General features: G+C 54.2%; 2 protein-coding genes. One reads left to right on the forward strand and one right to left on the reverse strand.

Annotated features, from left to right (window positions below; genetic code table 11):
- A partial coding sequence (locus ACYC56_RS05260; protein ID WP_461373129.1) for an HAD-IC family P-type ATPase occupies positions 1 to 1,147 on the forward strand: 1,147 nt, incomplete at its 5' end.
- Between the two features lie 60 nt (positions 1,148 to 1,207).
- Here the strand turns inward: ACYC56_RS05260 and ACYC56_RS05265 are convergent.
- Entirely contained in the window at positions 1,208 to 1,393 is a 186-nt protein-coding gene (locus ACYC56_RS05265) for a hypothetical protein (RefSeq protein WP_461373130.1), read from the reverse strand.
- Positions 1,394 to 1,683: the final 290 nt, after the last annotated feature.

A 1,683-nucleotide genomic window follows, 5' to 3' on the forward strand; every position in this document is an offset into this window, starting at 1 on the left:
GCAGCATGATTTTGATTTTGAGTATTTGGGATTGATCGGGCTCTCCGATCCGGTGCGCCCGACCGTCCCGCAATCGGTAAGAGAGTGCTATGCTGCCGGGATAAGAGTAGTGATGATTACCGGCGATTACCCCGGCACCGCTCAAAGTATCGCCCGCCAAATCGGTCTTGACCGTGTTGACGAGTTTATGACCGGGGCCGAGCTTGAGGAGATGGACGAGCTTGAGCTTGAGCGACGCGTGAAAACGGTGAATATCTTTGCGCGCGTTGTCCCCGAGCAAAAACTTCGCCTGGTGAGCGCCCTAAAAGCCACTGGTGAAATCGTTGCGATGACGGGCGACGGCGTAAACGACGCACCGGCGCTTAAAGCGGCGAATATCGGTATCGCCATGGGAGGACGTGGCACCGATGTCGCCCGCGAGGCCGCATCGCTCGTGCTCCTGGACGACGACTTTGCATCCATCGTCCAGGCGGTAAAGCTGGGGCGCAGGATTTTCGACAACATCCGAAAAGCGCTTTCTTACGTCTTTGCCATTCATGTTCCCATCATCGGGATGTCGCTTATTCCGGTGGTCCTTGACATGCCGCTCGTGCTCCTGCCGGTTCATATCGTCTTCCTCGAGCTAATTATCGACCCGGCAAGCTCAGTGGTCTTTGAAGCCGAACCCGAAGAGGCCGATGTAATGGCACGCCCGCCCCGCAACCCCAAAGAGCCGCTTTTCGGGCGCAGGCTTATGAGTATAAGCATATTGCAGGGGTTAAGCGTCCTTTTGATCGTGCTGACGGTCTACCGCCTGGCACTCTACCTGGGGCACAGCCCGACAGACACCCGTACCCTGACGTTTACGACACTCATTATCGCGAACCTGGGCCTTATACTTACCAATCGCTCCTGGTCACGGAATATCCTGGCGGCATGTCGTACGCCGAACGCCGCACTCTGGTGGGTAATAGGCGGCGCAACGTTGTTTCTTGCCCTAGTAATCTACGTCCCGTTCCTGCGGAGTCTCTTCCGCTTTACGATTCTGCATCCGATCGACATAGCGGTCTGCCTGGCCGCCGGTATTACTAGTATCTTATGGTTCGAAGGCCTCAAACTCGTGAGCAGCCGCAATAATCGGCCACTCGATCAGGAAGTGACGTTGTAGGGAAGGATATCTCTGCGGGACGGGGAATTGTGCTAAGAACGGCGGTGTTTAGAGGTTGTGCTAAACAGCCCGGCCTACAGGTGGGTGTCCTTGTCTCGCCTCAAAGTTCGCGACCTGCCTACGCTTGTCGCTTATGTGGGGTAAAATCCTATCCGGCCCCGAAAGGGCCACGGATTTTTCAACCACCACATAAGCGACAAGCTCCGGCCCACGTCGCTCAATTTCGGCTACGACAAGGACACCCACCTGCAGCCCTCTCGTATTCTTCTACCTTTGAATCACACCTACATTGAGCGGCAGACACCCTGGATTATATATGTTACCTGTCTTGCGATACCGCACAGCCCTAGAGGGAATGGGATACAAATCTCTAGTTATGAGAGGATAAACATCTCTATTTTATGAGGGATGTTCAATTACGGGGTGATACCCTGGGCACAAGAATCTTTGGGATTATCCAATAGGAGGCTAAAGCCCACAGATGAGGTCTACAAGCACCAACAACTATAGGGGTGTCAAATATGAGGGATATCCAA

This window comes from Candidatus Aquicultor sp. (assembly GCF_054640775.1).